The sequence below is a fragment of the Psychrobacter sp. AOP3-A1-26 genome, assembly GCF_052378235.1.
Lineage (GTDB): Bacteria > Pseudomonadota > Gammaproteobacteria > Pseudomonadales > Moraxellaceae > Psychrobacter.
This window is the reverse complement of record NZ_JBQSXN010000005.1, coordinates 73,408-80,684: the sequence shown is the minus strand read 5'-3', so window position 1 is coordinate 80,684 and position 7,277 is coordinate 73,408. Positions and strand designations below refer to the sequence as shown.

At 43.7% G+C, this 7,277-nt stretch carries 5 protein-coding genes, 2 tRNA genes and 1 pseudogene; 2 read left to right on the top strand and 6 right to left on the bottom strand.

The genetic code is table 11. The annotated features are described in order from the left end of the window. Both ACT3TU_RS02110 and ACT3TU_RS02105 read left to right on the top strand, forming a co-directional pair. Positions 1-210: pseudogene (locus ACT3TU_RS02110) on the top strand (tetratricopeptide repeat protein); the annotation flags it as partial. Beyond that, positions 191-358 carry an SEL1-like repeat protein gene (locus ACT3TU_RS02105; RefSeq protein ID WP_192529332.1) on the top strand — a complete coding sequence of 56 codons (168 nt, stop codon included), beginning with the start codon at positions 191-193 and terminating at the stop codon, positions 356-358. The pseudogene ACT3TU_RS02110 and the gene ACT3TU_RS02105, both read left to right, overlap by 20 nt. A gap of 227 nt (positions 359-585) precedes the next feature. On the opposite strand, the gene ACT3TU_RS02100 is transcribed toward ACT3TU_RS02105, so the two are convergent. The 6 genes from ACT3TU_RS02100 to ACT3TU_RS02075 all read right to left on the bottom strand — a co-directional run bounded on the left by ACT3TU_RS02100 (position 586) and on the right by ACT3TU_RS02075 (position 7,265). Next, positions 586-672 (bottom strand) — tRNA-Leu (locus ACT3TU_RS02100). A 138-nt stretch (positions 673-810) separates the two neighbouring features. Continuing rightward, positions 811-884 (bottom strand) — tRNA-Cys (locus ACT3TU_RS02095). Between the two features lie 189 nt (positions 885-1,073). Next, entirely contained in the window at positions 1,074-1,208 is a 135-nt protein-coding gene (locus tag ACT3TU_RS02090; RefSeq protein ID WP_225735276.1) for a putative transporter small subunit, read from the bottom strand. Positions 1,209-1,299: 91 nt separating this feature from the next. Beyond that, positions 1,300-2,970, bottom strand: coding sequence for a sodium:solute symporter family protein (locus ACT3TU_RS02085; protein ID WP_263973715.1), 1,671 nt, complete (start codon positions 2,968-2,970; stop codon positions 1,300-1,302). An 806-nt stretch (positions 2,971-3,776) separates the two neighbouring features. Then, on the bottom strand, positions 3,777-4,811 hold the full coding sequence (locus ACT3TU_RS02080; protein ID WP_192529339.1) for a formate dehydrogenase accessory sulfurtransferase FdhD: 1,035 nt from the start codon (positions 4,809-4,811) through the stop codon (positions 3,777-3,779). Positions 4,812-4,886: 75 nt separating this feature from the next. Further along, the gene (locus ACT3TU_RS02075) at positions 4,887-7,265 is read right to left on the bottom strand and encodes an FdhF/YdeP family oxidoreductase (RefSeq protein WP_192529331.1); all 2,379 of its coding nucleotides are present in this window, start codon (positions 7,263-7,265) and stop codon (positions 4,887-4,889) included. Between the last annotated feature and the right edge of the window lie 12 nt (positions 7,266-7,277).

The window sequence follows — 7,277 nt, the reverse complement described above, 5'->3', positions numbered from 1 at the left end:
GTTCTTACATCTTTAACAGGGTGTTCAAATTTGGCTAGTCAAGAGTTTTATCCCTCAATTGCAGAGGAATGTAATCTATCAGAAGGCCAAGACAGTCCACAGTGTAAAATAATGGCGATGGATGACTTGACTCAAAATGAAAAGCATCGCTTATTAGGTTATATTTATTGGACGGGTGTAGAGGCAGACTATGCAAAAGCAAAAAGGTAGTGAACAAGCAAAAGTCAATTTAGGTGAGCTTTACTGCGAAGGTGGGTTTGGAGTAGATCAGGATTATGATAAAGCGCTTTATTGGTATAAGAAGGCAGCTGAGAAAGGTAATGCTTCTGCACAAAAAAACCTTCAAATTTTACTATAAAAAATGTCTGAATAAATTTAGGCGGATTTTTCGAAGTATAGACAATTCACAAATAATGGAAACTACACTATACGGTTTCAAGAGGCTTACCTATCAAGGCGCTATAGCTTAACCGATTATTTTAAAGAAGATGGGCAATGCCTTTTCTCAAAAGAAAAGTCGGTTAAATAAGAGAAGGTATAGAATAAGAAAAAGGCTTCCAATTGCTTGGAAGCCTTTTAATATAATGGTACCCGGAGCCGGACTTGAACCGGCACGATCTTTCGATCGAGGGATTTTAAATCCCTTGTGTCTACCAATTTCACCACCCGGGCAAAACTTGTTTTATCTTTAACGTATACTAGTTGATAGACCACCTAGCTACTAGATAAGTAGCTCGCTATTATAAGCATTTTCATTAATAAAGCAAGCTAAAGTTAATGTATTGCTGATAAATATTTGAGCTAAATAATTGGAGGCTGGAGTCGGAATCGAACCGACGATCAAGGAGTTGCAGTCCAGTGCATTACCACTTTGCTATCCAGCCAATCAAGGTGGACTATATTAGCAAAAATATTTTAAATTACAAGTCATTTTTCAATTAAAAGCAGGTTATTTACTAGCTTATATAAAATTTCCTGTAATTTATCATATTTAAGCCGTTAATAGCCTTATTGATTCATCGCTAAGCGTTTGCTGAGCGATGAATATTCAAGATAACACCAAAAATATTTTATTAAATAATATCCTGATTATTGCGTTTGGCTTCTTTGATGTCTCGATAGGTTGCGGTGCAGATTAATATCAGCACCCCAAGCGTAATCGCTGGCCAAATTAAAATATATAAGCCATATATAAACACGTTGTCCATGATATCTCCTTATCGTATTTATGAGCAGTTAGCAGTCAGCCAATAATTACTAATATACTGACCAACCATTATTTCATAACACTGCTGTGATCTAAGTTTTGGGCGTCTGTACGGCCTCGCTCTTTTTATCGTAATTGCCCACGCGCTGATTGATAAGGTCAAAGTCGAAATACTCATTACCCATCAAACTGACAATCACGCAGACAATGGTACTGGCGCCGTATGCGGTCAGTGAGGCGAGTAAGACCATGTATTGACGTAGGAAGCCAGTCGCGAAGATTAACATCAGCACGAGCGTAATAGCCGCGGCTCCCATACCGATTTTTCGGCCTAAGAACCCAAAGACCATAAGACCGATAACGACCGCTGCGCCAACGCTGGCTAATATCTCAAAGAAGTAAGCGGCAAAGCCAGTAATAGGTATCAGCTCAAAACGGGCAACACAGAAGAGTAGTAGACCCACAATAACGGCTGACGTAAAGGCGGTATTAGTCACGCGATTCCAGAACACACTGGCAATCACAGGGAATACAATCGCGCCCCATAATGCACCAACGAAGACTAGCATCACTAAAATATCAAGTTTAAAGCTGGCAAAAATCAACCCAGCGGCAGTGGCAATAATCATCGTACCACGACCAACAAGCATCATAGTTTTTGGCTTTGCCTTACCTTTTTTGGCGATATTTTTGCCATAGACATCGGCCATCATAATAGTCGATAGGGCTGATAAATCCGAGTCGGCGGTCGATGACAATGAGCCAATCACTAAGATAAAGAATAGTGCGATAAATACGGGATGCAAATAGGCACTGACCATCTGTGGAATCAGGTTATTCATATTGCCATCAAGTGGTTCAATACCAATGGTTAAGGCCATCAGTCCAATCATACCAAGGCCGATAACGATACCAGCATAGCCGACAGTCGCAGTGACAAATGTCGCTTTAATTTTGGTTTTATCAATGGCAAATAAGCGCTGAGTAATGGTCTGGTTACCAATAGCATAAGCCAATACTGCGACAAAATAAGGGGCGCCTTGTTGAAAGAATGCCTCAGACGAAAAGAAATCCTGCTGTTCTAAGGTCAGGTTAGACAGCCCACTAACCATGACTGAAGGTCCACCCATAGAAAATAATACCGCTGGGATAATGACCACACCAATCGCCATTAATGCGACCAATTGGGCAAAATCTGTAAAGACAGAGGCTCGAAAACCTGAGGTCAAAGTATAGCTCAGCACACCGATACCGGCGATCATCACACCCGTTTGAAACGATAAGGGTGACAAGACTGACACCAACGCTCCAGCCGCGGTGAAGTTGACCATCAAGCTAATTAAGCTGCCCATAATGTTAGATATGGCTAAAATTAATTGGCTTGATGAACCATGGCGCGCATGGATTAGTTCCCCTAATGTGTGGCCATTTGGGGCCAATTCACGAAAGCGCATACCGAATGGGTAGATGAATAAAATCATCAATGCACCCCAAAACCCATAATGTATCGGGCCTGACACGCCGTATTTGTAGCCAGAAGTAGCTGCGGCATAAAATGAAGCTGCCCAAATCCAAGTGGCGGTCATACTGGCGGCGCCCATACCGAAACCGACACCGTGACCTGCGACCATAAATCCAGAGGTTGTTTCTTTGTCTTTCTTGATTAATAAAGAAAGTAGATAAGTACCGCCATAAAATGCCAATAATAATAAAATAATGGTGAGCGATGAAAATTGGAACAATGACTCCGTTTTCAAATTCATACCTCGCAATTGTTTTAAATGAATAAAATTCAGTGAAATTTAATTAGCCCAAACTATTAGGAATACGATATAGCCTATAAAATTCCCATCTTGAGCTAATGCGCGTCGTACTATAAATAGCAAATATATCAACTGTATTAATGGTCGTGGTCTTCATTTTATGGAATAACCATGATGCCATTAGGTATGCTACATAGTTGTAGTCGAGTGCTATGGCTGTCCATCTTACGAACAGCCATAATAATATTGCGGATAAGCACCAAACCATGGTTGATGGTGTGGGCTAGATTTAGACAGCTTTATCAGCGGTAATAAGCCGATAGTCATAGTGGTGTTTATCGCATTGTTGCAGTTGATGCATAATCCGAAATCATCATTACCTATATTCGCAATAATCGATGCGATACGGCCCAAGTAATCAGCATAATGAACGACTTATTGATAAATAAAACTACAACCATGTTAATTACAGGTAACATTTTCGTGCGCTAAGGGTAACCTATTATGTAAACAACCTCAAATGTATAGTCAAACTACTATAAAAGAGATGCGTCCAAAATAGCATTCTATGATATTGGCCAGCTGACTGGTTAGCGATATCCGAGGTCGTAAACTATTTTGAAAATAAAAAAAGAGGAGAGTAATGTGTAGTATTGGGAAGTAATACGGGATAGGTTAGCGTGACGGTCATAAGCTGAGGTTACAGCCATTAGACATTAAAATGCTTAGACTGAGTAGTCCGATAAATGGATTTAGAGGAAGAATTTATAATAGTTAGAAGGGTTAGGTAGCTAGATTACCATTGGTTAGGTGCCAGAGTAATAAGTCACTCTATTGTCACGTAAAAACCCTGCCAATCCTAACCCATAACGTTCGGCGACACGCACCGCCGTACTGGTAGGGGCGGACATACCGACTAACCAAGGAATGCCACCGCGAATAGACTTCTGTACCAACTCAATCGATAAGCGCGAGGTCATCAGGACACACTGTACTTGTATTTTTTGTCGCACCTGCCAGCCGATCAGTTTATCAAGCGCATTGTGTCGCCCCACATCTTCAAACAGATATAGCTGCTGGTTGTGCATTGCTGCTGCAGCATGTACTGCCCCTGTTAGTTGATGCGTATGTTGGGTAGCATCTACTTGCTGTCGCAGATCGAGCAGATAATCAAGACTCGGAAAATTATTGTGCATTGGTCGCTGAAACGAGTCATGTAAGTGTCCACTCAAATCAGGCAATGCCTGTGACAATCCTGTGATACCACACATGCCGCAACCTGTTCGGCCTGCCAGCTGATGCTTTTGTGCTTGGATACGTTGATGACAGCGCTGGTTTAAGGTCAACTCCACCACATAAATATCATAGTCTTGTAGGTGCAAAAAGGCTTGTTCAAAGCTTTCTGATTCAGCATTTCCTGACGTATTATTTTTGGCCACAGACTCAGGGGTAAACTGTTGATAGCTTGCGATATCAGTAAGCTGAGTAACGTCCCAATCAAGCAGCTCATGGTTTTGTTGAATCAATCCTTCGCTAAATAAAAACCCAATAGCCAAATACTCTAGCTGATGAGGACTGGCCATCAATACCGCATAGTGAATACCGTTGATAACGATAGCCACAGCAGCTTCTACCGCTAGACTGGCTGGCTGATAAGCAATATGTATGTTAGCAGTGCTCGTATTACTATCCGATGGGTAGGCATGCTTTTGTGATAAGTGGGTGCGAGTCATTGGCGTTGCAGACGGTGTTGCTCTTACTTCTGCCACATCCTGCATCGTATTTGTTAAGCATTGCTCATCAGTCCGATTGCGCGTTTCGTTATTCATTTCAGCGATCATCATATCTCATCATAATTTTTGTCATGGTTGACTGTTCAACACGGCCTTATCACTTAATAAACCCTCTATAACTTTTTAGGCTAGCTCAGCGGTAGCTGCATTCACTCGTTGTAAAACGACAGTCGTTGATTTATACGCTGGGATATGTGAGTCTGGTGCGTGGGTATCCAAATCAAATAAGTCATTACATTCAGGGTAATAGGCGGCTATAGCATTGGAGGCAATATCCATCTCGGTCAATATTAACGGCCCTAATGTACGTGGTTGCGCTATTTTATTTGGTGTATCTGAGCTGTTTAGGGTGTTTGCTGGGCTGGCGTGACGAGAGACCATGACCCGATCGCCTTTTTGCCACCCCAAGCGGCTGATTTCGTCCGGATGCATAAACAGCACATCACGGCGATTGGTTTGGCGGTAGCGATCATTAAGCCCGAAAATCATAGTGTTGAATTGGTCGTGGCTACGTACGCTGGTCAGCTGCCAGACCTTTTGCTCATCGCTTGACGCACTATCAAGGTTAGTAGTGGCTTTTTTGTCATGGTTAAAGGTTGCTGTTGTCTCTGCCATCTGTGCGGCGACGTAGGTAATGGGATATTGTGGTACTTCAAACTGCGCTTTGCCGCTGTCGGTATTCCATACCCGATGACGTGCAGCATGGTATAAGTGAAAGCCGCGCTCGGCTTCGCGAATACGCTGATTAAAGTCCTCAAAACCATTAATCGCTTGAGCGATATAATCACGGACAACATCGAAATCCTCACTCATTGCTTGCCAAGGAATGGTTGAATGATTACCCAGCACATGGGTAGCGATGTTTGCCACGATTTGCGCTTCTGACTTTAAGGTCTCGCTAACGGGCTTAAGCGTACCTTGAGTCGGCACAATCTGACACATAGAGTCTTCGATAGTGGCAAACTGCTCGCCTTTAGCGGTAATGATACGTTCGGTACGACCTAAACAAGGCAAAATAAGGTTGTTTGCCCCTGGATATAGCATGGTTTCATTCAGCTTGGTGCCGACAAAAATATTGAGCTGAGTGGTGGTTAGCGCTTGTTGAATGGCACTAGTATCGGGTGCAGCGACAGCATAGTTACCACCCATACTCATAAACACTTTTAGCTTGCCAGCGATTAAGGCTTTTGCACCAGCAACGACATCATAGCCATCTTCTTGAGGCATAGAGTGCTCAAAGACCCGCTCAAGACTATCTAGCAGGCTTTGCGCAGGGCGTTCATGGATGCCCATGGTACGATCGCCTTGCACATTGGAGTGCCCACGCACGGGTGACGCGCCTGCGCCATCGATACCAATCATGCCCATCAATAGCAGTAGGTTGGTAATCATCGCTACATTATCATCACCTTGTACATGCTGGGTGATGCCCATACCCCAGGTGCAAATAGTCGCAGGACTGTCGGCCACCAATTTGGCAATAGCAATAATCTCCTCTTTACTGATGCCAGACCCGCGCTCTACATCCGTCCAAGACTGTTGACGCAGCCACGCATCGAGTGCCTCGTATCCTGAGGTATGCTGATGAATAAAGCCTTGATTGATTTTATTGTTTTTGGTCAGCCATTTGGCCAGTCCGGTCAATAATGCCGCATCACCACCGATTTGAATTTGAATGACTTCATCGACCATCTCATCGCTTTGGCCTGCTGCCATGTGTGAAGGCTTTTGCGGGTTTCTAAATTTACGCAATCCTTGTTCGCGCATGGGGTTGATTGAGAGGATGCGACATCCTTGCTCGTGAGCATGAGCGAGCATTTCTAGCATACGCGGGTGATTGGTTGCAGGATTTTGCCCAAACATTAATATTAGTTTGGCTTGCTCAAAATCTTCTAATTTGACTGTGGCTTTGCCAATACCCAACTGCCGACCGAGCATCACCGAGGTAGGTTCGTGACACATGTTTGAGCAATCGGGTAGGTTATTGGTACCGAAACAGCGTACGAATAACTGATACATAAAGGCAGGCTCATTGGTGACACGGCCTGAGGTATAAAACAGCGCTTCATCTGGCGAGTCAAGTGACCCAAGCTGCTCAGCGATACGCTGGTAAGCGGCTTCCCAAGAAATCGGTAAATAGCGGTCTTGCATCGCATCATAACATAGCGGCTCTGATAATCGACCACTGTGTTCCAGCTCATAACCTGACCATCCTTGCAGCGCTGTGACCGTATGTCTAGCAAAGAATTTGGCATCTGCTTTCTTGGTCATGGTCTCACTAGCGATGACTTTGATGCCATTTTCGCAGACATCAATGGCTTTATGTGATTTGTGGTCAGGCCAAGCGCAGCCTGGACAATCAAAGCCTGTTTTAGGTTGGTTGCTTTTTAATACGCTCAAACCACCACGTAAAAAAGTCTGGTAGTCCATCAGTTTACGAGTAGAGGAAATCAGCGCAGGCCAACCAGCCGCAGGGTGAGAGTAGACAGGGATTTTGCGCATGGCAGGCCTCTT

Excerpts from the sequence above, each read along its gene's own strand:
- ACT3TU_RS02085 (WP_263973715.1), bottom strand. The coding sequence starts at position 2,970 with ATGAATTTGAAAACGGAGTCATTGTTCCAATTTTCATCGCTCACCATT.
- ACT3TU_RS02105 (WP_192529332.1), top strand. The coding sequence starts at position 191 with ATGCAAAAGCAAAAAGGTAGTGAACAAGCAAAAGTCAATTTAGGTGAG.
- ACT3TU_RS02075 (WP_192529331.1), bottom strand. The coding sequence starts at position 7,265 with ATGCGCAAAATCCCTGTCTACTCTCACCCTGCGGCTGGTTGGCCTGCG.
- ACT3TU_RS02080 (WP_192529339.1), bottom strand. The coding sequence starts at position 4,811 with ATGATCGCTGAAATGAATAACGAAACGCGCAATCGGACTGATGAGCAA.
- ACT3TU_RS02090 (WP_225735276.1), bottom strand. The coding sequence starts at position 1,208 with ATGGACAACGTGTTTATATATGGCTTATATATTTTAATTTGGCCAGCG.